Below are 23,831 nucleotides of genomic sequence, written 5' to 3' on the forward strand. Positions count from 1 at the left end.
TGTGACTGCCGTATCTGTAATCCATGTTGCACCTCCAGTACAACACAGTATTGCAGCTAAAGCTGACCGACTAAAGTCGGTGGTTTTAACCTTTCATATGGAAGAATAAAAAAGAATGGATAACCGCTGAACAGATATTATCACATTTCACATGATGATATCAGCGCATTATTCCGCCACTGGCTGGCTTTCATCAACGGGCTGACGGACTTTTCGCTCAATAAAATTACCGTAGTCATCGAAATAACGACTGGGCCAGATTTCAGCGGGTTCCATTCCCAAACGGGTGGCGATGATCCATTCCCCTTTGGGCCACGGGCGGGATAAGGTATTTGCCAGGGTGGAAGAACTGAGTCCCGATTCACGGGATAAAGCGGCGAGTGTGGTACCACGTTTGCGTAATGCACAAATAATTTCGGCTGGGTGCCAGTCTTGGTGAGTGTTAATCATACCTGCTTCCCCTTCTGTTAATTATTGATGGTGGCGATTCAAGGCAGGGTTCGCGGACCGGGAGTAATCAACCGGCAAGGTGTTAGCCTTCCCTGCCTGAACCGCCATTGAAGGGGCGATCACAGGCACACTGGTAGAAACATCCTACCAGTGGATTACTCATAACAAGGCCGCGACGCCTTGACTATCAGATTTTGCTGATAGCATTTTTACTTTAACTGATTAAGTTATCTAATTCAATAATCGAATGTGTAAGTTTAATAAGTAATTAAGTTATCGGAGCTCTTAAATTGAACCAACCTGCTATTTCACACAACATTGAATACATTTATTATTGCATGCAATACTGAGAATATAATCACCCAATTATTTTAATCTCTTTTTTCTTCCTTAAAATAAGAAAAATGTGTCAAATATAATCAACACCCCATGGCGTTATTGGTAATACATATTACCTGATTAATTGCGCTGGAATAATGTCAGTTGAAGTCCAGCGGGTGCTTCCAATCGACTATTAATGGAATGAAAAGGCGTTTGACAAGGAGGGCCAATAATCTCTGCGCCTGCCTTTTGTAAATCAGAAGTCGTTTGAATCACATCATCAACTTCAAATGCGACACGTATCCAACCTGAAGCCTTCCTACCCACTTCAATTCGATCAATGTAGTGAGCCGTATCAGGTTCAACAAGCTCAAGTGTCGCTCTTCCTGCTTCCAGTATAGCAACTTTTCCATTATCTGGAGGAACTGAGCTAATCTCATTTAGTCCCAGCGTATCACGATAAAAAGATAATGCTTCATCAAAATTTTCTGTCATGACCACCAAGCGCAATTCTTTTACCGCTGTCTTTTTCATAATAATTTCCTCATTGTAGAATAAATAATTTTCATTACCATTTGCTATTAACTGAACAATATCACTACAAAATCAGCACTATCAAATTCATTATTTTCAGCTAAAGATGAGAATAAATTAACATGAAAAAACGATTACCCCCTTTAGGTACCTTACGCGCTTTTGATGCTGTTGCTCGTCTGAAAAGTTTTAAACTGGCAGCAAATGAGCTAAATGTATCGCCTACTGCGATTAGTCATCAAATCCGATTACTTGAAGATCAATTAATGATTAGTGTTTTGAAGCGTTCACCACGACATGTTGATCTGACACCAGAAGGAAAAATATTACTCACCGCTACCAGTCAGGTATTTTCATTACTTCATGCTGCTATTGATGAAATGACTTTTCTCCATAATCCTACTCCCTTAACCTTAACGGCTACCACCGCATTTATTACCTGTTGGTTAATTCCTCATCTGGCAGAAATCCGTAGACAATTTCCAAATATCAATCTACGACTGCATGCAGATGATGACCCTGTTGATTTGGAAACCACAGGGATTGATATGGCAATCCGCTACGGATATCCCACTGAGAATAAAATAAATTGTTACCCCATTCTTGAAGATAAATTTATTTTGGTCTCCAGCCCTACTTTAAGAATAAAAACCGTAGAAGACCTGCTGAGAGTTCCGTTGATCCATACCGATGGCCGGCGTATCCCACAGCCATCTCCAGACTGGGATGTTTGGCGCTCCCATTTTGGACCCGAGGAATTAAATATAATGCATGGTGCACGTTTTACTGATGAAACTCACTCTGTGCAAGCTGTAATAGCGGGTCAGGGGATCGCTATCACCAGTCAATTAATGGTTCAACAAGCACTAAAAGATGGTCTAGTGGTATCACCTTTCCCTTACACACTTTCTGGTGCTACATACTATGTAGTTGAAAATAAAAACAGCAGACACATCAGGGAGATTGAACGTTTTCGTCAATGGCTTATAAGCATAATATAATGCACTGATTTTGTTTTCTTTACAGCGGTAATATTAAGTAAAGGGAAGGATAATATCTTGTTGCCAAAGTGATGTCCTGTCCCAATTATCAATAAACCCCATCTTTTCCCATTTCACACAACAGGGTTTATCCTTCATCAATTCAGTTAATTGTGTTTTTAGTCCATCATTGTAAGACACTTGATCTGAAAGATATTTCAACACAGCCAGCCTACTGTAAAGCGTGGATGGATTAATAATATGTTGCGCTAATTCACTGCCTTTTTTAGGCGGAAATGCACGAAAAGATCGGTTCCAGATACGGTTATGATGTGCACAGAGATTACGAATATGGCTTAATGTGTGAAACTAGGACGCCATGACTTCATAATTTTTAACATTAAACTTGTGTGCGATCGCTTTCTGGTCAACAGGTAATAACGACTTATACATTTTCGACCATGAACCAAAACTCAATGTTTCTGTAATCATCCAGGAAGGCGGATATTTCGGGGTGTGATATTTTTTCTTATAATGTTCAATAAACGTTTCTTTGGCTTCATTAATTTGACCAAAAAATTTTCATAATGGTAGTCATTGCTCAGAACAGATAAGTTCATGAACCAATGAGCACCATATTTTCCACTCATATGCTCAGACAAACAGGTCCGCAACCCTATTTCAACTTTTTGTATTTGTTCGAGTATAATTAAACGTAGTTTGCGATCAAATTCATAAAGCTGAATAACATCTTCAAGCGTCGTTCCTGCAACAAAATTCTTGGGTTCAATCGGTTGTGGTATACGCTGATCATCCATAATGTAAAAAGGATAAAAATAACCACGCAATCTGTAATAACCGATAAATGTCAGGGCATTTTCTGCCACTTTGTAATCTTTTATAATCAGGCCACATTCCTGGAGCTTATTAATCAGAAAAGAAATATCTTCAGGGCGCTTTTGATAAATCTTCTTTTGCGTAGGGGTAGTCATAAAATATCTGGAAAGTAAAATTCAGGTAAAAAAAAACCCGCCAATTTGCGCATTCCCTAGTAAGGGACTCAGCGTGGCAGGTGTACTTGTGCTTAAGTATACATAGGTGTCGCATTATTTTTTAACAAAAAATGCTATTTATGTTTAAAAATGCTTTTAATTCATTAGCATAACACGTAATACCAAAAAACTCTGAAAGGTTGATTTTTATTCATCTTTTTGACCAATTTTATGAAGAAGCCCTGTTGCAACAGGGCAATTTGTTGATAGTAAAAACCACTCAGAACGGGATCTCCTCATTCCAATCCATTTCTTCCGGTTCCGGTAAAGCAGCGGGTTGTACCGCACGAGTCGTTTTTCTCTCCTTATTGGCGGGTTGAGAAGGCGGTTGCTTCGGTGCTGGCTTATGCCCAACCTGCTGAGCAGCCGGCTGTTTTGCATCGCCACGACTTCCCAGCATCTGCATTGTGCCATTGACACTCACCACCACTTCCGTTGAATAGCGATCCTGCCCTTGTTGGTCCTGCCATTTTCGCGTTTGCAAAGAACCTTCGATATAAACCTGGGCTCCTTTTTGCAGGTATTCCGCGGCGATTTCTGCTAATTTGCCGAAGATCACCACCCGGTGCCATTCGGTTTTTTCCCGCATTTCGCCCGTTTGCTTATCGCGCCAGCTTTCCGAGGTCGCCAGTGACAACGTTGCTACAGTGCCACCGGTAGGCAAGTAGCGGATTTCCGGATCTTGCCCCAAATTTCCGACTAAAATCACCTTGTTAATTCCACGTGAAGACATACATTTCCTCTCTGTTACGATGACTGACGTTGTGTCCAGCGCCCTTGTTTCAGGGCAAACTCTGCCTGTTCACGGCTGGCAAAATATTCCATAGATTCACGGGAGCAGGGCACACAACGGTAATTTCATAACGGTATCCTGTTATTTGATAAAGGAACCTGCCCTGGATACGACGATTCAGGGCAAGTCAAAGGGATAACAAATATCAGAAAGAATTTTCTGCATATTCGGTTTGTGCAACACCGTTCTGTGGCGGTGTCGAGTCGGATTGTTCGGCCTGATAGACCTTGTCCTGACCGATTTTAATCCAATCCACCTTGATCAAACGGGCTTTCAGGCTGACGCGCTGTTCACCGGCATGATCTCCGCGTTTCAGGGTGAAAATATCGGTTGAAGGGTTACTTAAGGTAAACCCCAGTAACACTTTTTTGTCCTCATCCACCGATTTCTGACAACGGGCAATCAGACTGGTCGCCTCCTTGCCGACCACGGTAATATCAAAACGCACATAGACCGGATTATCACCGGGACCATTTAACGCATTGATCACGCAACTCAAGAACGTGCCATTGGCCGTGCTGACATGGCGGATATTATTCAAATAGCCGAGTCCCTTAATATTCAGGTTGAAATAGTCATTTTTGGTTAACGACGTTGTGTTCTCAGACATACGATTTTCTCCATGGAGGTCAAGAAATAAGGTGCAACGGAGAAAATCCCACCCCCTGACGGGAATGATTTTCCCCGCCGGGTGTCAGACAGGTACGTTGCTGACATTCTGATAAAGAATAATGAACCTTCATTGTCCATTGTCGTTGGACTGACAATATCTGCTTCCAAAGGTGGGCAGATGTACCGCGTTGAGGCACTCCCTTTCAGGCTACGGGAGTTTTACAGCCACCCGGAGGCGATCGTTACAGGCTCACCGATCATTTAAGAAACAGGGTGATTTTTGGAGCATCCCGTCAGCACGTCAATCAACAACCAGATCTTCATGTCCGTTGATTTGCCCGCCTGGCCTTACGCGATTGCGTGACCGCTTTGTCATTCAGCATGCCTTTACAGGTCGGATAGTTCACACAACCCCAGAACGGCGCGGTTTTTCCCTGCCGTTGCCGCATTCGGCCGCCACAATTCGGGCAGGCTGGGGTTTTCGGCAACGTCAGGTGAAGGGATTGTGCCTTGCACCGTTCGACTAAATGCACAAGCCACTGCGCCTGTTTTTGCATAAAAACCGCCAGCGACGATTTGCCCTGCGCAATATCCTCCAGCGATTGCTCCCATAATGCCGTCATACCCGGACTGGTCAGTACATCTGGTAACCCAGCAATCAGTTCCCGTGCCAGTGGTGTTGACTGAATCGCTTTCTTTTTCCGCTCAATCAACCGGCGTTTAAACAACGTATCCAGAATCCCGGCACGGGTCGCTTCCGTACCTAACCCGGCGCTCTCACGCAGAATCTGTTTTAATTGCGGATCACTGACCAGACTGGCCGCATTTTTCATCGCGGCAATCAGCGTGCCTTCAGTAAACGGGGCCGGCGATTTGGTTTGCAGCGACTGAATGTTTACTCCAATAATCTGACAGCAGTCACCCTGATGAAAGCGCGGCAGTGGGGGATCCGCTTCTGATTTTTCCTGATCTTCCGCGAAGTTCTCCATAAATAATGCCTTCCAGCCTGTGGTCACATTAACCCGCCCTTTCGCCCGGAAATGTTGCCCGCCGATATCCAGCGTCACATCCGTTTCCTGCGCGGGCAGAAACTGCGCCAGATAATGCTGACGAATAAGCTGATAAACCTGTAACTCGTCGGTCGTTAACCGGGTGAGGTCAAAAGCGTGACGTGTGGGGATAATGGCATGGTGCGCCGTGATTTTTTTGTCATTCCAGACCCGCGAAACAAGTTGTTCGTCCAGCTGACTGATAATATCAGTCATGGCCGGGTCGGTTCGCGCCAGTGCCGTTAATACAACCGGAATATCCGCCTGCATGGACAGAGGCAGATACCCGCAATCCGTGCGTGGGTAGGTCGTGGCTTTATGGGTTTCATACAGGGACTGAGCAATCGTCAGTACCTGACTGGCACCCATCCCCCAGAGACGGGATGCCGTTTGCTGCAATGTCCCCAAATCAAAACAGAGCGGTGGCGGGGTTTTCTCCCGTTTTTTGCTGACGGCCATCACCGTGGCCTGCGTTGCCTGCTGACAACGTTGTTGCACGGCCTGTGCTACGGCCTCCCGGGTACAGCGGTTTTCTTCATCGCCCTCCTCTGCGGCGGGCAGCCACTTAGCCTGAAAGCGGATAGCGTCTTTTTCCAGCGTCGCTATCACCTGCCAGTAGGGTTACCGAATAAAACTGACCATCCAGCCAGTAATTCCATTCATCAATAGGTTGTGTGAATTCGGTTAATTGTTCCTGACTGAAAATATCCCGAATTTGATGCAGAATGCGGGGATCATAAAAACGTAACAGCGCCGTTTCACCGCTTTCCAGTTGAACATTCAAATAAGGTTCGAAGTGGCGGGTCAGCGCATCCAATGAAAGTGTGGTGTACCACCATGAAACAGCAGGGAAAGTTTTTTCCAGTTTTAAAAATTTCTCCACGGATACGATGTTATGGGTTATATCAAATAACCACAGCCCGGCAAAGGCGATTTCTGCATCAGGGTAACGCCTAAACAGCGGGTTATTCAGTCCCGCAATGTTAAGTCAACTCCGCATCAAAAAGGCGTTCATACTGTAGCCCATCAATCAGTGCATACCTTTTCATATCAGGATGTGTTTTTTGATAGTCCTGCCATGTTTCCTGTGATATCGAGATCATGACTGCCCCCTGATGACCATTGCAGAACCGCCTAATGCGGCTTTCATTAAGCAACTGAGACAAATTTTCTCCGGTGGCGATGTTAAGATAGCCTCCGTAGCCTGTGCTGCGTTGATTTGTTTTAGCTTATCCAGCATATCCGGCAATTTTCCGCCCCAGCCTGAACCATTACCTGGGGCACCACTGCCAAAGTTAACCGCAGCGCTGCTGGTGATCCCACCTGCATCAATTTTCAAGAAATGCCCTGCGGCCTGAATGGTCCAGTTCAGAACCCGCATCAATCACCACTTTTGCACCTGAGCTGAGGTGAATTTCATTGCCACTTTGTGTCAGCAAGGCATCGTCTGCCTTGATATGGAGCTTTTGCCCAGTTGACAGAGAAATATCATTGTTTGCCTGGACACGGTATTCATTATCCACGCGTAAATGCGCATCATTTTTAATGTGGTGTGTGCGGTTATGGCCAATATTGCTGGTTTCGTCATTGAGTACCTGGCTTTTCATGTCCTTTTGCGCATGAATAAACACTTCTTCACTGCCCTTTGCATCCTCAAAACGCAGTTCGTTAAAGCCTTTGCCCTTGTGGGTTTTGGTTTTAAAGGTGGTGCGGGTTTTTTCTGCCGGTAAATCCAGCGGCGGGCGGTTCAGACCGTTATAAACGCAGCCAATGACTATCGGTCGGTCGATATCCCCGTTGAGGTAAGAGATAATCACTTCCTGCCCGATACGGAGGATGGCCATAAAACCAAAGTCGTTACCGTTCCAGCCCTGTGCTACACGTACCCGGCACGAAGCGCCATCATCCGGCTGGTCATAGCGGTTCCAGTGAAAATGCACTTTAATCGCACCGTCTTGATTGACGAAAATTTCCTCCCCTTCCGGCCCGACCACGATGGCGGTTTCATCCCCATCGGCTATCTGGACCAATCGCAAATTACGTTACCGCCACCGATTATATGAAAATGTGCGGCAACCTGTGGTTTCATCACCCGGATAGTTTTGCTTTCGTGCGTTGGCTATTCAATCATTCCAGTGTGATAGCTGAGCGGGCATCACTGATGAAATGCCAAGAAGCACTGTTTAGTGAAAACGATTATGAGGTTCGGAAACGTATTTCAAACCGCCAACAGAGCTTGTTGAATGGGATCGACAATCGTCTTTCCACTGAGATAGTTAAAAAAATTAAAGACAGACATGGGCAAGAGTTCTGGCCGTGGATACAACTACTCGGATGGTGATTTTATGCTGATAGGTTACGCAAGAGTGTCAACGCGAGATCAGAACCTTGATTTACAGATTGAAGCGTTAACCCAAGCTGGATGTAAAAAAATTTATGAAGATAAAGTAAGCGACGTTCGTACTGAGCGCCCAGGCTTAGCGATGGCAATGGAAATACTTCGCGAAGACGATACGTTGGTTGTTTGGAAACTCGACCGGCTGGGCTGTAACGTAAAACAGCTTATTGATATGGTTAGTGAACTTCACAAAAGAGGGATTCATTTTAAAAGTCTCACTGATGCAATTGACACGGGCACACCATCAGGACGGTTTTTCTTTCATGTGATGGCCAGTCTGTCTGAAATGGAACGTGAACTGATTATAGAACGCACTCGTGCTGGGCTGGACGCGGCCCGGCAACTTGGGCGGAAGCCCAAAATGACCAACAGCAAGCTGGAATCCGCTAAAAAACTGCTGGCAGGCGGTGTTCCTCCAAAAAACGTCGCCAATAACCTTGGAGTGTCAATCCCCACGCTGTACCGCTGGTTGTCAGCGTCAAAGCAGTCATAATATTTTTCTGTCATCTGCGTGAAGAAACTTACGGTTTGGGCATCATTATCAGTGGTGAAACCGTAAGTTTCTGTTCAAATGCTCCCTCTAGTCCTACTTCGTAATTGCCTTAACTTGCAATCGATATGTAATCAATGATGCAAGTTCAGCCAGCGGCTTATCACTTAACAACAATTCCAGCGGAATATCCAAACGTAATTGTTTGTTGATTTTTTGTACCAACATTAAACCATTCAATGAATCAATACCGTTGTTAGTCAAAGGTAGGTCGGGATGGAATACTTCTGTTGACGTCCCAACAATCTCACCACAAAAGGTTTGTAGCAAGCTAACGACATCGTCCAGATCACTCACTGCAAGCGCCGCTTCTATGGGTAAAGTCTGAACCACATTTTCTTGCTGAATATCACGCAATAGCGGTAGGTGACGCATCTGGCTGGACAGCAAATTTGACCAATTCGTCAAGAATGGCACCAGTTGCGGCTCAATCCGAGCAAACAAGCGGTCTAAAACAGCTAATCCCTCCTCTGAACCAAATGGCTGTAAGCCACTATTTTCCAATATTGGCAGCGTTCGACTATCCCGCAAAGCGATCCCCGCTTCCCATGGCCCCCAATTAAGGCTTAACGCAGGTAAACCTTGCTGACGCCGTAAACAGGCCAGACTATCCAACATAGCGTTAGCCGCTGCGTAAGATGCCATACCCGGTAAAGCCAATAATGCCCCCAACGAGGAAAACATAACAAAATGCTCTAAAGGTGCATCAGCCAACGCTTGATGCAATGTCCAGGCTGCTAATGCTTTAGTGGCAAATACTCTATCAAACGCCTCGGGGCTGAGTTCACGATATCCCTGATCTTCAACATGCGCAGCGCAATGAATCACCCCACGCAGCGGCTGGCTGGCTTGTTGTCGATACTCAGCCAAACAAATGTGGGTCCTTTCCACATCACCGAGATCAACCGGCAGATAATTAGCTTCGATCCCTTGTTGATGTAGCATTTCCAATAACTTTTGATCAGCCGTATCAAGGGCAAAACGACGCCCGACCAATAACAAATGTTGAGCACCATGCTGTACCATCCAGGGGATCAATTTACGCCCCATATCACCAAAAGCACCAGTCAGCAGATAGCAGCCATCTGGACGAAAACGCACTGGTGGTAGTGCGGGTATTTCAGGTAATGGCACAAGGCGTAGCACATAACGCTGATCATGGCGCAGAGCTAATTGATCCTCGCCATCACCTATCAATAGCGCGTCCCACCATTTGGCTGGAGCCGTGATACTGTCAATATCCAGTAATCCACCCCATAATGCAGTTGCCTCTTGTTGACCAATAACGCGCATCATTCCCCATAATGCGGCGGCAAATGGATCTGGCTGATCCTGCTCAGTGATTTGATGAGCACATTGAGTCACTATCCACAAACGTGGTTTTATCGACCGTTCGGCCAGCGCCGCACACAAATGGATCAACGAATGATAAGCCATCCGCGGAGCCTGCAACGGCCAGAGGATCAGGATCCTTTCGGTTTCAACAGGAAGAGTATCAACTAATTCTTGAATTTTCTGATAACTGTCAGGCAGACCAGAATACAACGAGGCACACCCACCACGGCGTTGCAACTCATCAACTAACTCTTCTGCCAGAGCGTTTTCACCCCCAAGGATAGCCCATTGCGTCACAGACTCTGTTGATGGCTGAGCGGGCAGTTTACGCCACTGTGGTTGGCCGACAACCAGATTGTGCAGTTTGGCAGACAAGCTGTTTTTTCTATTACCAACACGCTGAACACAAAACCCGCTGATCTGACAAAGCAACATACCGCTATCAGTATAGACGTCAATATCACCAATCCATTGTTGTTGCGTCTGCTTAGTATTTCGGGCATGGGCATGAACCCGACCTGACAATTTACCATTGATACGCAAATGCTGAATACTGACCGGGATACGGAACTCGCTAGCAGGAATTGGCGCGTGAACATCAGCAGACTGAATCGCCAACAATGATTGGAAGATACCATCCAAAGCCGCTGGGTGAAAATTCATTCCCTCCGGAGCAGGTGGTAATTCAATCTCACAGATTGTTTCTTCTTTACCAACAAACGCATGGCGCAGATTACAAAAAACACCACTATAACTGAAATGTAGATGTTGAAATGCCTGATACAACATCTCTTGGTTCCACATGCAAGGATAGCGATCATTTACCGCTAATGGAGGAATAGCACAAGCAGTAGCACCCGGTACAACGATGTTCACCTGTGCACTGGCTGCAAGTTGGTAATGTACACTCTCATCCAGATTACGGGTAATGTGTACTTGCACTTCCATTCGCTGGCGATCTAGCTGTGTCTTTAACCTGAATTCTATGCCTGGCTCTAGCAGTAAAGCCGATTGCAACACAATATTATCAAGCGCTAATCCAACGTCAGGAAAACAGATACGAGCCGCCGCCAACATGATTTCAATATAGCCCGCAGCCGGAAACATTGCATTTCCCATGACAACATGATCGAGTAACCAAGGCACTTGTTCTACAGCCAACTCAGCTTGCCAACTATCGCTGCCCGGCTGAGCTTCGCCCAATAATACACCTCTCAATATACGTAATCGGCGGCGACGGCTAATCTCTGGTTCATACCAATAAGATTGCTGATGCCAGGAGTAAGTGGGTAGATCGATTGGGCAAGCGGTAGGCATCAGAGTCCGCCAGTCCGGTTCAACCCCAGCTTCAAACAGCTGTCCTAACAGTTGTGGCCAGTTCTGCCCTGAGCGACAAGCAAACACCTGTCCTCGATAAGGCTGGCTCCAATCCTTTAATCCTGCACTCAGTAGGGATTTAGGTGAAACTTCCAGAAAATGGTGGAAACCCGCTTTGAGCATGTTTTCTACCGCATCGTCAAAACGGAGTGACGAGACGACATTGTCAGCCCAATGATCGGGACTCAACTTTCCATTAATCAACTCCCCGGTGACTGATGAAAACACTGGCAACAAAGGTTCTGCCGCGGGAACGGTTGCCGCATCCGCAGTCAACCCAGCCCTGATTGACTCTATATAATAGGAATGAGAAGCAATTCTATAATTGAGCCCACTACTGGCGATACGCTGCTGCTTTAAGCGCTCAGCAACAGCGGTTAATTCACTTATAGGCCCAGACAGTAAACAACGATTGATACTATTACGCCCTGCTATCACCACGGCAGGCTCGGCACCGGGGGCAGACAAATGAGGCAATATCTGCTCAACTGTCGCCGCCACAATTAATAATCCGCCGCCTTTATTCAACACACGTTCCAGATAATGATAACGCTGATGTAACAGTGTCAGTGCCTGCGTCAGATCATAAATTCCCGCCAGATAACAAGCCGCCATTTCACCGGAACTATGACCAAGTAACGCCGCTGGTTTGAACCCCCACTTCTGCAACTGCGCAGCCATTGATATTTGTACAGCAAACTGCATTGGCGGCTCCATCAGTTCATCGGCAGAGATCAATGCCGCATATAAGGAAGGTGCAGAAAATCCCGTCCAAATTGCCTCACAACGCTCGAATTGTTCAGTAAATTCGGGAAATTGCTGAAACCAAACGATAGAGTCTTGCCAATCTTCACTGCCAATACCCGCAAATATCCAAGCCAGACGATCAACTTTTTTATTGTTATGCTCCGACGACACATTCAGATTAGTCAACCGCTGTCGCAACTGTTCTCGGTTACTGAATGCGATCCCCTTACGTAACGGAAAGCAGTGACGAGTCGTCGCCAAGCTATAGCACAAATCATCAAGGGCAATATCTGGCTGCTGTTGCAGCAAATCAGCAATGCTCTGCGCTTGTTGCTTCAGAGAAAACTCAGACTGCGCAGACAATGGCAGCATGAAAGCTTGTCCTTGCGTCGTCCGAAGTTGTACGGAAGATTCTGCATTATTACTTAACACCACATGGACATTCGTTCCGCCAAAACCAAAGGAATTCACCCCAGCTATCACTTTTCCTTCAGACAATGGAGTTAACTGCTGTGGAACTTGCAATCCCAACTCAGTAAAACGAATGTAACGGTTAGGCGGCTCGACATGTAAATTGCCCGGTACCTGTCCTCGTTGTAAACACAATACCGCTTTAATTAATCCAGCAATGCCCGCCGCAGCTTCCGTATGACCAATTACGGATTTACAAGCACCAATCAACAATGGGCGGTCTGTCGGTTCGGGCCGACAGACCAGCCCCAGTGCTTCTGCTTCTATCGGATCACCTACCCCAGTCCCAGTACCATGGGCCTCAATATAATCAATCTCTTCCGGGGAAATCCCCGCCTGAGCACAGGCCATCCGAATCACTCGTTGTTGTGCGATGCCACTTGGCTGAGTAATCGTGGGAGTGCGGCCGTCTTGATTGGCAGCTGAACCGTGGATCACCGCCAAAACGGGATCGCCATCCTGTAAAGCCGCATTCAAAGGTTTCAGCAAAACAGCACCGACTCCTTCACTACGCACATAACCATCAGCATTAGCTGAAAAGCTATGACAGCGGTTGGTCAATGATAGAAAACCAGTACGGCTTTCTACTACCGAAAAATCAGGCATCAACATTAACTGGCTGCCACCCGCTAGCGCCAGTTGTGATTCTCCGCGCCGCAAACTTTCACAAGCCAAATGGACCGCTAACAGGGACGATGAACAGGCGCTATCAATAGTCAAGGATGGCCCTTGAAAATCAAACGCATGGGATATCCGGTTTGACAACATGGTTCCCATTGCACCGGTTGAGGTATAACCGGTAGTTTGACGCAAATCAGTAAATTGCAGGTGCATATAATCATGAGTGAAAGCACCGATATAGACACCAACCGCCTGACCCGCCAACGATTTTGGCGCTATTCTCGCCCGTTCCAGTGTTTCCCAAGTCACCTGCAACATTAAACGATGCTGTGGATCGATAAAAGGCGCTTCTGTATTACTGATATCAAACACAGCCGCATCGAAGCCGGTAACATCAGCGATAAATCCGCCTTCTCGCGCCACCATTTTCCCCGGCAAATTGCGATCTCGGGAACTATAAGCCTGAGTTGACCAGCGTTCAGGGGGGACTGGGGTAATTGCGTCACTTGAACCACACAACAGCTGCCAGAATTCCTCTGGAGAGCTAACACCCCCCGGGAAACGGCAACTCATACCGATAATGGCAATCGGCATATTATCGCTTCTCATCATATTAATATCCATAGTGGTATTCTTTACTCCGATTAGTTGTTTGCCAGATCATCGTGCTTACTTATCAACACCAAGTCGCCGGACTGGGAATACATTTTGGCGGATGAGGTGGTAATCCCGGCATCATCAATGACTGATAGCTGATACCCGTATTGAGTAACTGATAACGCAAACCACTTGGGCAGGTGGTGTCTTCATCCATTGCCTGAGTGATATCAATTGTCACCCCAAAAGCGACATTAACCGGTTGCAATGTATTGTCAGCCGCAGTACGGATGATACGTAATGGCGATCCACCACAAACTTGCAGATGGTTATTACCGACCTCACTCACCCGAATCACCATAAAGTTACAGTATCCTCGATAATTCAGATCGGTGTCTGGCGGCTGGTTGGAAATAATCCAATATTGATCACTTTGCTTTTCAATGAGTTTGGCATTAGATAACAGGCTGTAGCCGTTATCAGTGAATACCTGACGCAACTCTTTTGAGACTGTGCCACTATTTAATGAACTCATCAGCTCAAGCGCCGCACTGAATAAAGGCACACCTGTTAACTTATTGCCTGTTTCCTCAAACGGTAAAGCCACCGCGCCATTGGTCAGATTAGCGCCGGTCAATTTAGCTTCCGTAAAGATAGTGCCTTGAATTGAAGCAAAGGCCAGAGATGCCGGCTTAAGACCTTCGGTGGGTTCTAACATTGCCTTGCTGAAATCAGTATTCACAAGACTAGCATAGGACAAATTCGCACCAAACAATCGAGCCTGAGTGAAATTCATTGTCGCTAAGTTGGCATTCGACAAATTGACCTGTTCCAAATTGGCGTTATCGGCTCTGGCGTTACTGCCGTACCAATGAGCGCCAGACATATCAACCGCGTACAGATTAGCGCCAGTCAGGATAGCATTAGGCATAAATGTGTTGGCAAGAATTGCCGCATTACCGCCATTATCTTGCGCAACGTTTAATTGCCCATCCTGATAGTGAATAAATAACGGTTTACCATCATGTTCCACCAGCCAGTTCTGGCCCGGCTGACGAACCAACACCTCTGCTTGACCGTTGATTAACATCTTTCCCTGATACAGCATTTGATGTAACTGTTCAGGCAGCTGCTGATTATCCAGCGCTTGAACCTCAGCTTCATCCAGATATGCCACTGTGGATAAGGCCCCAAATTGAGCACCGGTCAGATTAATATTCTCCAAACTCGCATTGGACAAATTCGCACCCACTAAGGAGACATTACCCAAGACAGTAGCACCAGCCAGATTGGCGCCTACCAGAACGGCGCCATTGAGTGATGTATAATCCAAATTTACCTTCTTCATTGACGCCATCAGGAATACGACTTGATCCAACTTCTGCTTACTCAGATTGACCCCATCCATCTGTGCTTGAGTAAAATTGGTTTTAGCGGTAATCGTGGCATCGACCAGATCCATCCCTGTCAGCACCGTGGCTAATAAGGTACTGTCGCTAAGGTTAAGCTGACTATAACCGGTGGTTAACGATAACCGGGCGTTGGTCAGATTAGCGCCACTGAAATTAACATGATTGATATTCGCCTCAGTAAAATCCGTCCCTACTAACGTGGCTTGACTAAAATTCGAGGTCTGCAAGGTAGTATTTTGCAAATTCACCAACGTCATAATCGCCCCAGTAAAATTGCAGGAAGCCAGACTGGCGCCGCTGAGATCAACATTAACCAGATTCGCCTGCGATAAATCAGCATTCTCCATGATCACCGAAGGTAACAACGCACCAGAGAAATTCGCCCCGGGCGCTTTTAGACGATTTAATACTGGCTGACCCCCACTGCTCTTACAGCCACGGAAAATGGCGTTCGGTAGCTCAGCATCAGGCATATTGGTATCACTACCCACGATACACTTTTCAAAAAGTGCATTTTTACCATGAACATGCGTTAGATCAGTCTTACTTAAATCACAACTGCTAAAATTGCAATTATCAACTTTGACATTAGTTAAATCAGCGCCAAGCAATGTGGAGCCACGCAGGTCAGCATTGGACAAATCGACGGCCATCATCACCATTTCATTCAAATTCTCTTCGGCGAGATAGGCAAAACGTAGATCGGCGCCCATGGCTCCCCAATCTTTGAGATATTCCAGGCTTTTTGTCACGACGGTACGAGTAAATTGGGCTGACAGAGGCGGACTGCTAGTGACTGCTTGCCAAATCAGCCCAGATTGTTGCACCACCAAATAGCTGTCACCACTGCTACTAATACGACGCAGGCGAAATCCAGATCCTCCTACTTCTTCCAACCGGATCTCGGCAACCGTCCCATCACGCGGTTGATTAGCTTGAGGAGTATTACCGCTCGCAACCAAATATCGACCATTGCCCGCCTGTAACCAAAAGCTAGTCATGCCATAAGCATTAATCATTTGATTTATCGCCCCTGATTGCTTGGCTGACAGGCTAAGCGTACCATCCTCCTGAACAGTAATCAGTTGGCCAGAAGCCGCTGCAAATTGCCATTTGCCAGCAAAAGATCTAGATTCGCTCATGCCATTATCCTCGCAGCAAGTGATTTACAGAAACCTTCCCAGCTCTCCCAGCCTGACCACCGCTGGCACTAATCCCTCCAATACCATATTCTCCATCGGGTGCATGTGAGCCGTCACCATTTACCCCACCGCGCCCGGCGATCCCTCCTGCACCACCGGGCTGACCAAGTCCTCCGTTCCCGCCATTAGAAGTGGCAGATACCGGTTTTGGTAAGCTAGTTTGGTTATATCTGACCCAAACATGCCCCCCATCGCCGCCATCACCCCCATTGCCGCCATTGCCACCATTACCCCCGTTACCGCCGATACCCCCCGGCTTGCCCGACGATGACGAATTACCACGGCCACCATTGCCGCCATCACCCCCATTGCCACCATAACCCGCTATGCCACCATCACCGCCATTACCGCCATTATTGCTAATCCGTACGATATTCTGTAAGTCAAAACGGGTACAACGCAGGGCAAACCACCAGCTAGAACCGGATTGACCATCTAGGCCATTCTGGCCTGACTGACCATCGCCACCAGGGCTACCGGCAGTGGGTGGCTTACGACGAGAAGCATTCTGACCATCAGCACCCCGTTGACCATCAGCGCCATTAGCCCCATCGGCACCATTTACACCGTTAATACCCAAAATTTGAATATCTGCGACCATAACTTCCCCTTGCAGTTATTGTTTTTTGCCGTTGATATAAATTGCACCGATAGATCCGGCTTTTCCGGCTGCACCTGTGGTCCCCGATGCCCCCCCCTTACCTGGGCTACCCCCACTACTACCCTTACCACCAGAACCACCGGCACCACCAGCGCCCCCAGAACCACCATTGCCGCCTTTACCACCGTTACCACCAACTGCCTTGGCCTGGAACGTCGCACTTCCGCCTTCCTGGTAAGTAAAATAGATGTTGCCGCCGTCACCCGCATTACCGCCATTTCCACTGCTACCACCGTTGCCGCCATTCCCCCCATTACCACCATATCCAGCATTACAGTTGTCAGTAGAGCCGCCGCCATTCCCTCCTTTTCCACCACTACCGCCATTCCCACCGTTACCACCGTTACCGCCATTTCCACCTTGCGTCAGCATATTCACAAAGCCGCTAAGGGTATCTGTTTTAAAATTAATATCATTTGCATTCCCACCTTTCTCGCCATCACTTCCTCTGGCGCCATCAGTACCATTGCCACCAGCGGTACCGTTGGTAGCCGACGTTGCACAGGAGTTTTTATTATCTTTACCAGCACTACCATTACTGCCGTCTCTTCCATTGGCCCCATTGTTTCCACTCCCGCCATCGCCTCCGTTACTGCCAATATTTTCGAAGTTCGGGCCATCATTATCACCTGGGGATAGATATGGATTTGGAGAATTAACTACGACAACTTCGTTCGCTTCAACCGTGCCATTGGTCAAATAAATAATCTTACCGCCAGGTTCAATCGTTATCTTATTAAAACTCAAGTTAACAGGTTCTCCGTGACTCTCTTTACTTCCAACAATCAATGGATTACTGGCAGTGACAACGATATCTTCACCACTGTATAACGCGACTTTCATCGGGAAACGTTTAGCGTTCAGAATATCTTCATAATCTTTAACCAAAGGAGAATAACCATAGATATAAGCGCGGAAAGCTTTACATATATCAGCATGATTACCGGTGACATTCGCCAACCGTTCAGCAGAATAGGGTTCAGGTAATGGATGGTGTGGTTCCATTCCGCCTGGTCCATATTCACTGTCAGGCACTCCCCCAAGCTCCTTCAGCTCTTGTATGGTTTGTACGATAAAAAACGCAGGCGGCACAGTGGCTATTTTCGGATCGTTAGAAAATATGACTGGCCCGTCAAAGTCCGAAGTGTTCAATTGCTTTGGCTGCCGCTCGGTACCGGTCAAATGATAATGCTCACGCAATTCAGCCAAAGTTTCGTTAACCGTTTTCATTTTATTCATGGGAATTCTCCTGAGTTTTGGTATAAGTTTGTACGTTTAGAATCACAGCGGCGTCACATATCAGTTGCCCACCTTGCTTAAGGGCCAACGTGTCAACCACCACCACTATCGGTCTTGAAGTCGGATTGCTAATGTTCAGAACCCCGTCATCAGCAATCTCCAATTCAGCAATCGCAAAAACATCAACAGTTGCCGGAAAAGATATCGGCGCTTCAACCGGGGGGATACCAGAAAGGGTCAACAGCTCCGCTGCTGACGACACTTCTGCCGTATAAGAAGGAGCCAGCGACTGTGGATCGTCAGGCCGTAAAGAGCCTTGCGACGAAGATGCAACAACAACTTTCTCCGTTACATCGCTCTCTGGGATACCTAATAATTGCAAGACCTCTTTAAATCCTGAGCTATAGTTTTTTAATGGCATAGTTGTTTCCGAGAAACTGTAAACAGAAATAATCTGCTGATTATCGCCATCCACGGTGCAAATGACTGGGTAACGGGTATTAACATCAGTAATGATGAAATAACCATTTTCATTGATAGTTTCGATAGTTGCTTTGTTACTAAGAGGGTGTTTGTTGCCAGCAAAAACTGCGTGAATTTTATCCATATCGTGTTGCTGGAATATCGTTAATTGATCGATACCCAGATCGAATATTGGTGTAGTTGGCTTCCACTGGCTGATCTGTGGTTGGGTACGTTGATTCTCACCCAAGAACTTGCCGTAATTCATCGCCACCAGAGTACGGAACGAATCTATCGCTAGATGCGCAGCGACAATATGCTGGCGTTTAGCTGGATCAGGCACTAATGTCGAATCAGGGACAGTTACCAGGAAAGTACCGTCAGGATTATATATATCAAGGACATAATCCGTTGGATCCCGTCCTTCGTTACGATATGACAAGACATAAATATATCCCTTCGACTCAACCGCAACATCCAGATAAGTTATCCCGGCTGGCTTATTCAGCGGCATATAGGATAGATAATCCGCTACCGTAATCTGAGCAGGATTCGTTACATTAAGGGTTAACAGCCAGGATCGAGCGCCGCTGAGATCATCAATTTGCCATTTGACGCCTTGACCGATAGCGATAACCCGCACATTACTCAAATCGTTATATACAGATACCGTTTGTCCCTTGGCTGTCAGCGTGTAAGTAGCGGGTTTTTGCGGATCATATACTGACCAGCTCTGCCCTTGCTGTATTACGTTAACAACGGTACTACCGACTGGATCAATGTTACCGTCCGCCGTCTGGTTATAACTCAGGTAGATCCCATCTTCAGCAAAGGCGGCAATAATCTGCTCGTCCAGTACTCCAGCATTCAGCGAACGTATAAAGTTCGGATCACTGTTACTGAACAGGAATGTCAACCCCTGCTCACGAAATGCTTGCTGTAATGCCGGGGAAAACTCCTGCGCATCCAGTGTTGCCCGATAATCAGCGGTAGTAAGTTGAAACAGTGTTGCACCCGCAAAACTCGGGAATGGGTTTCCTTTAGTATCAAACGCCTGAATACGGGTATTGATTGTCTCCAATAATAGTATGCGGCCATCTGGCGTTACGGTCAGGGCAATTGGTCCATGGGTTAGCCCTTGCCGAACCCCTTCTCCAGAGACAATCTGTGCCGCTGGAGCCTGAGCATCCGGATAGCCCTGATCACCCAACGCGAGGATCTGCATCTTGCTATATTGCCAACTGACTGCAATGACATAACCGCTCGGATGAACCACCATCGCATCAAGATGTGGAATGGTGAAAGTTCCCCACGAAAGCGGATTATCCGTCAAACCAAAATTATGGCTGCCATCACGCAAGTCCACCCGACGTAAGTGATATTCACCAAACCGTGAATCAATAATAAAGTTATAAGGCGTGATGGTTTTTTCGTCCGGTCCTTCGCCAAAACTGTTATAACTGATCAGTGGTTGTACTTTGAAACCTACCGCAGATAATTTCAGACGCTCATTCAACGAGTCGTTGCTCAAAGTGGAAATGTTTTGCAACACGTACATCTGGCCGCTATTTGGTGGACTTAATGGATCTTCCAGTGGAATATCCTGACCAGAAGCCTGATAGCAATAACCAACCTGATAATCTGAATTCAGGATTGTCATATTGACCAGCTTGCAGATGTTATTGCCTACATTGCTACAATTGGTTGAAGACTGGGTTTCCAACGGCACGCTGCCTTCAATCCACTGGTACTCTTTTTTACCGCTATCGTAAGACAACTGTTCCCAATATTCGTATTGAGTCACCTGAGTCAGCGGCACCAACATCTCTTTTATATTACCGCTGACGCGCATGATGCCTTCATTAGGGTCGTCTGGCTGCGCATTCAGCAGATCACTGGTGTAGCTCCCCGCTAACCAGCCAGTGGCTGAATAGACATTAGCCTTGATTTTGAGTGTTCCACCCCAGCCAACCAAATTGAAATTAAAGGATAGTGGTGTATTGGAACCTGTCGCGGGTAATGGAATAGTCTGGGTATAGTAGGTGCCGTTGGTATATTCAACGGTCACCTGGCACTGCACTGCCACCGGTGGCCAGATTGCGGTTTCCGGACGGCCCGCTTCACCATGAGCAGGATCAGGATGCAGAGTAAAAGCAAGTGTCATCTGACGCTTGATATCCACTTCCAATGTGGCGGGCGAGGAAAGTAATTCACCCGTGGTTACAGCGATCTGTGCCACATCCAGCGTAATCGCAGCTAGCCGGAACGCCCAACCAACCACCGGAACCGCCTGCGCAGCCGCACTGGCTGCTACCTGGGCTGTAACATAAGTCGCTAACGCTTCCATCCCTTTTTTAGCCAGAATACCAATGGCAATACTGGCTAAACTGGTTAGCACCTTTTTAGTATTGAATAACGCTGAACCGACAGCGGCGCCACCGCCAATCAATGGGAAAGCAATACCGGCCAGTATGGCAACGTTATCCTTATTAGAAATAAAATCTTTATACCACTGGCTGTTAGTTACCATGGCTCCAGCTAACATCATCAGGGCCGGAATACCGTATTGGAACATACCGGTCAAAATCACACCTGGCCAAACAATCGGGTTCTCCCAACGGGAGGTTCCCAGGCCACCAAACAAGAATTTAGCTGCCTGAGCTTCAGCCGGCCAGGGCAAGCCAAAGTTAGTGGGATCCGTGGGCATCGGGATCCCCATGATCGTATTGACATTAGCCAATACACCCAGGGCCTTTTGTGATGGCGTTTCGAATAACGCAGCCAGCTCTTGAGGGAAATAAAACGGCCAATCACCGTCAACCTTTGGATTATCGATCGGCTGTTCCATCTTAGTGTCTTTAAAGAACTGAATATAGACACCTAGCTGACGTAAGTAATTGTTCTTAAAATCAATGGAAAAATGGCTTTGGCTGCTATCGTAACGGATGCTGTCGGCATACACATCCATACCGTGATTAGGAGTACGGTTGGTGGCAGTCCAAATTTGGTTGGTGTCCCGCTTAACAGCCAATGCTGCAGCCTGATCTTTGAATTCGGCAACGTCCAAAGACGCACTTTGGCTGACACTCCAATTGTGATTTTGCAGGCGACCATCATTATGCGAAGTTTTCAGCGCATTAGATGCTGGCGAACCAGAATAATTCTCCGTTTCATCCGATAGGTTATATTGCATCACCGGATCACCTTCAGCGAAAATCACCTGTCCGTCTTGACCTACCCAGTCAAATTCGTAAAACATTGCGTTGCCATCAGGGTCAACCAATTGGCCATAAGTGGCAAAACCGCCTGTATCTGTCGCAGGTCCCTGACTCGATATTGATATAGCCAGTTCATAAACTCGGTTATATTGCAGTGGGTCTATTGCCTCCGGTGGGGCAATATGTGCATTCATGACAATTGATGCTGCATAAGCCTGACTGTTAGACAATTCCGGATGGGAAAACACAATAGAGCAAGCAACATCCCACGGTGTTTTCATTTCATTAGTCGCAACCCACAAATCGCCGCAATGAATAGAATTTCGCGCTAAATGTTGGCTATTAACACCGAGAGCACTAAGTTTACCCGGCAAAGCCATCTCTACATTATTTACTGCCAGTTTTTCTCTATTACGTTTGACATAACGATGTAAATGAGCATTGGGAATATGATAAGAAAGATGATAAAGAACCGGTAATGAAGAACGATAAGGCCCGGATTTATCACCAACCACTTTAATTAGCGTAACGTGATGAGGTAAAAAATAGTGTTCAGGTACCTCGGCGAAATGGCTGATATTGTGTGAACCGTAACGCAGAACCATATCTATTGCAGGATTTTCTCCAGCTGCTCTGGCTAAACTTGACTCATCATGTTCTTGCAACGGTATATTATATTCACCAACCCAAAGGTTTAATTGACTGGCTTGGGTACGTAAATGGCTTTGAGCTAGGTCAAAATGTAGAATATGCGTTTTCATTTGGATTTTATCTCTCTAAATGACTATTTTCGTTATCACAATAAATACTCAATAACCGTATAAATAATTCGGCGGAAAATCCCGAAAAAACAATCCCCATGAGAATGAATACATCCTCCTATAAACTTATTTTTTTTAAATGATAACCATCTAAAACTAAGTAGAAAAAGATTTGTCTACTTTACAAAAATCAATTGAATGTGACATTTAAGCTACGCAATTAATAACATTAATGCGATTTAAAACTTTTTTCATAGTTAAAGAAGATATTTATGTGACGCATAGCTAACTTTCAATTTTAGCTAATTAATGGTTTCAATTTTTATTATCCGATGTTATTAGTATGAGTTAAATTAAGAGTAAAAATAACCCTCTAAAATTATAAAACCTATATTCAATAATAAAAAAATCTTTATGTAATACCCCCTAATTAAAACAGACACCCTATAATTAAATTAAGCGATAGGCTCAAACCTATTCTGAAGGAGTGTCCATAGAACGTATTGAAATTGTTACTGGTGCACAGCACCGTCGTCGTTATTCTGCCGAAGAGAAAGCCCGGTTTGTTGCCATGGCTCAGCAACCAGGCGTTTCAGTATCACGAGTGGCGAGACAACACGGCATTACGCCGAGTTTACTGTTTAAGTGGAAAAAACTGATGCAAGAGGGAGGTATGTCAGCGATTCAATCCCGTGATGAAGTCGTCAGTGTAGCTGAATACAAAGCGCTGCAGAAAAAGGCCAAGCAGCTTGAGCAATTGCTCGGCCGTAAAACGATGGAAACGGAAATCCTGAAAGAAGCGCTGGAGATTGCCAAGGCAAAAAAGTTGATATCGCGCATACCCTTACTGCCACCGGACGATATCGCAGGCCAGCTTTAACTTGTAGTGATGTGATGGACGTCCCCTTTTTCAGCAGCAAATAGTGCCATCTTTTTTTCCGATGCACTGAATTTCGGGAGAACATCTCATGAATACGATTAAAGTCATT

At 46.3% G+C, this 23,831-nt stretch carries 14 protein-coding genes and 4 pseudogenes; 5 read left to right on the plus strand and 13 right to left on the minus strand.

The window, feature by feature from the left end:
• Window positions 1-168: 168 nt before the first annotated feature.
• Both IQ211_RS10605 and IQ211_RS10610 read right to left on the minus strand, forming a co-directional pair.
• Entirely contained in the window at window positions 169-450 is a 282-nt protein-coding gene (locus IQ211_RS10605) for a helix-turn-helix domain-containing protein (protein ID WP_189760117.1), read from the minus strand.
• 459 nt (window positions 451-909) lie between these two features.
• Window positions 910-1,305 carry a VOC family protein gene (locus IQ211_RS10610; protein ID WP_189760116.1) on the minus strand — a complete coding sequence of 132 codons (396 nt, stop codon included), beginning with the start codon at window positions 1,303-1,305 and terminating at the stop codon, window positions 910-912.
• Window positions 1,306-1,427: 122 nt separating this feature from the next.
• On the opposite strand from IQ211_RS10610, the gene IQ211_RS10615 reads away from it, so the two are divergent.
• Window positions 1,428-2,306, plus strand: coding sequence for a LysR substrate-binding domain-containing protein (locus IQ211_RS10615; RefSeq protein ID WP_189760115.1), 879 nt, complete (start codon window positions 1,428-1,430; stop codon window positions 2,304-2,306).
• Window positions 2,307-2,654: 348 nt separating this feature from the next.
• Here IQ211_RS10615 and IQ211_RS19880 read toward each other — a convergent pair.
• The 3 genes and pseudogenes from IQ211_RS19880 to IQ211_RS10630 form a co-directional block, all read right to left on the minus strand.
• Window positions 2,655-3,277 (minus strand): annotated as a pseudogene (locus IQ211_RS19880) (Abi family protein).
• Window positions 3,278-3,557: 280 nt separating this feature from the next.
• Window positions 3,558-4,070 carry a single-stranded DNA-binding protein gene (gene ssb, locus IQ211_RS10625; protein ID WP_189760114.1) on the minus strand — a complete coding sequence of 171 codons (513 nt, stop codon included), beginning with the start codon at window positions 4,068-4,070 and terminating at the stop codon, window positions 3,558-3,560.
• A 205-nt stretch (window positions 4,071-4,275) separates the two neighbouring features.
• Window positions 4,276-4,740, minus strand: a complete 465-nt coding sequence (locus IQ211_RS10630; RefSeq protein ID WP_189760113.1) for an STY4534 family ICE replication protein — start codon at window positions 4,738-4,740, stop codon at window positions 4,276-4,278.
• 81 nt (window positions 4,741-4,821) lie between these two features.
• Between IQ211_RS10630 and IQ211_RS10635 the strand changes: the two genes are divergently transcribed.
• Window positions 4,822-5,007: a hypothetical protein gene (locus tag IQ211_RS10635; RefSeq protein WP_189760112.1), complete on the plus strand. Its 186-nt coding sequence runs from the start codon at window positions 4,822-4,824 to the stop codon at window positions 5,005-5,007.
• 55 nt (window positions 5,008-5,062) lie between these two features.
• Here IQ211_RS10635 and IQ211_RS10640 read toward each other — a convergent pair.
• The 3 genes and pseudogenes from IQ211_RS10640 to tssI all read right to left on the minus strand — a co-directional run.
• A pseudogene (locus tag IQ211_RS10640) lies at window positions 5,063-6,412 on the minus strand (DNA topoisomerase); the annotation flags it as partial.
• Complete coding sequence (locus IQ211_RS20135) at window positions 6,357-6,773, minus strand: DUF4123 domain-containing protein (protein ID WP_420856243.1); 417 nt, start codon at window positions 6,771-6,773, stop codon at window positions 6,357-6,359. The pseudogene IQ211_RS10640 and the gene IQ211_RS20135, both read right to left, overlap by 56 nt.
• Before the next feature lie 117 nt (window positions 6,774-6,890).
• Window positions 6,891-7,824, minus strand: a pseudogene (gene tssI, locus IQ211_RS10650) (type VI secretion system tip protein TssI/VgrG); the annotation flags it as partial.
• Window positions 7,825-7,850: 26 nt separating this feature from the next.
• On the opposite strand from tssI, the gene IQ211_RS10655 reads away from it, so the two are divergent.
• Entirely contained in the window at window positions 7,851-8,132 is a 282-nt protein-coding gene (locus tag IQ211_RS10655) for a hypothetical protein (protein WP_189760111.1), read from the plus strand.
• Between the two features lie 4 nt (window positions 8,133-8,136).
• A complete protein-coding gene (locus IQ211_RS10660) occupies window positions 8,137-8,682 on the plus strand; it encodes a recombinase family protein (protein ID WP_189760110.1) in 546 nt (181 codons plus the stop codon).
• 93 nt (window positions 8,683-8,775) lie between these two features.
• Here IQ211_RS10660 and IQ211_RS10665 read toward each other — a convergent pair whose 3' ends face one another.
• The 5 genes from IQ211_RS10665 to IQ211_RS10685 form a co-directional block, all read right to left on the minus strand.
• Window positions 8,776-13,902, minus strand: a complete 5,127-nt coding sequence (locus tag IQ211_RS10665; RefSeq protein ID WP_189760109.1) for a type I polyketide synthase — start codon at window positions 13,900-13,902, stop codon at window positions 8,776-8,778.
• A gap of 64 nt (window positions 13,903-13,966) precedes the next feature.
• The gene (locus IQ211_RS10670; protein ID WP_189760108.1) at window positions 13,967-16,441 is read right to left on the minus strand and encodes a pentapeptide repeat-containing protein; all 2,475 of its coding nucleotides are present in this window, start codon (window positions 16,439-16,441) and stop codon (window positions 13,967-13,969) included.
• Between the two features lie 4 nt (window positions 16,442-16,445).
• On the minus strand, window positions 16,446-17,102 hold the full coding sequence (locus IQ211_RS10675) for a hypothetical protein (protein WP_189760107.1): 657 nt from the start codon (window positions 17,100-17,102) through the stop codon (window positions 16,446-16,448).
• 15 nt (window positions 17,103-17,117) lie between these two features.
• Entirely contained in the window at window positions 17,118-18,401 is a 1,284-nt protein-coding gene (locus IQ211_RS10680) for a hypothetical protein (RefSeq protein WP_189760106.1), read from the minus strand.
• Complete coding sequence (locus IQ211_RS10685; protein ID WP_189760105.1) at window positions 18,394-22,842, minus strand: C-type lectin-like domain-containing protein; 4,449 nt, start codon at window positions 22,840-22,842, stop codon at window positions 18,394-18,396. Before IQ211_RS10685 ends, IQ211_RS10680 begins: the two co-directional genes overlap by 8 nt.
• A 493-nt stretch (window positions 22,843-23,335) precedes the next feature.
• Between IQ211_RS10685 and IQ211_RS10690 the strand changes: the two are divergent.
• Window positions 23,336-23,745, plus strand: a pseudogene (locus IQ211_RS10690) (transposase); the annotation flags it as partial.
• Window positions 23,746-23,831 lie beyond the last annotated feature (86 nt).

Source organism: Xenorhabdus griffiniae, from assembly GCF_015163655.1.
GTDB classification, from domain to species: domain Bacteria; phylum Pseudomonadota; class Gammaproteobacteria; order Enterobacterales; family Enterobacteriaceae; genus Xenorhabdus; species Xenorhabdus griffiniae.